The sequence below is a fragment of the Dactylosporangium sp. NPDC051541 genome, from assembly GCF_044454505.1.
Lineage (GTDB): Bacteria > Actinomycetota > Actinomycetes > Mycobacteriales > Micromonosporaceae > Dactylosporangium.
Window position 1 is genome coordinate 1 of the sequence record NZ_JBITDU010000057.1, and the last position, 1,347, is coordinate 1,347.

The following is a 1,347-nucleotide window of genomic DNA, read 5'->3' on the forward strand; positions in this document are numbered from 1 at the left end:
TGAGGTTCCCCCCGGAAAGTGGACACCGAGTTAGCAGGGCCGGGGGTTCTGCTGGAAGGATGTCCGTATGCCTCCTCGTAAGCGCCGTTCGTACACGGCTGAGTACAAGGTCGAGGCTGCCCATCGGGTGATCGATTCGGATCGGACGATTGCTGAGGTCGCTCGGGAGTTGGGGATCGATCCGGGGATGTTGAGTGTCTGGGTCAAAGATGAACGGCGCCGGGTCGTTGCGGCTGAGGTGGTCGGGGACACGCCGTTGGAGCCGGCCGAGCGGGCGGAGTTGCTGCGGTTGCGCCGGCAGGTGGGCGAGTTGGAGAAGGACAACGCCTTCCTGGTAAAAGCTTCGGCGTACTTTGCCGCGATGCAGAAACCTCCACGCGGTTCGAGCTGATGGCCAAGTACGCCGGCTCCGACGAGTCCGGCGGCAGCGCCGGTGACGGTGGGTCCGTGCGATTCTCGGTGCGGCGGATGGCCAGGCTGCTGCAGGTCTCTGCGTCGGGCTACTACGCGCACGCGAACCGTGTGACGGCCCAGGAGCCGGCGCCGAGGCAGCAGCGACGCGCGGAGCTGGCGGTGAAGATCCTGGACGTGCACGCCGGATCCGCGGGCACCTACGGATCGCCGCGCATTACGGCCGAGCTCCGCGATCGTGGCGAGCGGGTCAGCGCGAAGACCGTCGCGTCGATCATGGCCGGGATCGGGATCGAGGGCATCAGCCCGCGAACGTTCAAGGTGCGTACTACCGTCGCCGATCCGACGGCGTCGTTCCCGCCTGATCTGGTCCTCCGGCACTTCGACCAGGGCCGCTGCGACGCGGTCTGGCTGACCGACATCACGTACCTGACCTGCGGTGAGGGGGACATGTTTCTGTGCGCGATCCTGGACGGGCATACCCGCCGGGTCCTCGGGCACGTCGTGGCCGATCACATCGGCTCCGACATGGTCGGGCAGGCCATCGACGCCGCCGTAGCCTGCCGCACCAGCGCGGGTCACGACGTGACCGGCACGGTCCTGCACTCCGACCGCGGCGGGGAATTCACCGGCTCCCTGACTGTCCAGGCGTGCCGGCGGCACGGTCTGCAACGCTCGATGGGCCACACCGGTATCTGCTGGGACAACAGCCCGGCCGAGTCGTTCTGGTCCACGTTCAAGCACGAGTACTACTACCGCCACACCTTCGCCACCAGAGCGGAACTCGTTGCCGCGATTGACAATTGGATCCACCGGTACAACCATGAACGACGCCACTCCGCAGTCGGGATGCTCAGCCCAATCCGATACGAGCAAGCCCTGACAGGCACAGCGAACGCTGCTTAAAGACCTGTCCACTGTTCGGGGGGAACCTCA

Annotated in this window: 2 protein-coding genes; both read left to right on the forward strand. The window is 66.1% G+C overall.

The features are described 5' to 3' along the window. Positions 1 to 67: 67 nt before the first annotated feature. The gene (locus ACIA8L_RS56350; protein WP_395918538.1) at positions 68 to 391 is read left to right on the forward strand and encodes a transposase; all 324 of its coding nucleotides are present in this window, start codon (positions 68 to 70) and stop codon (positions 389 to 391) included. After that, positions 391 to 1,317, forward strand: a complete 927-nt coding sequence (locus tag ACIA8L_RS56355) for an IS3 family transposase (RefSeq protein ID WP_395918540.1) — start codon at positions 391 to 393, stop codon at positions 1,315 to 1,317. The genes ACIA8L_RS56350 and ACIA8L_RS56355 overlap by 1 nt, the downstream gene beginning before the upstream one ends. The last annotated feature ends 30 nt before the right edge of the window (positions 1,318 to 1,347 follow it).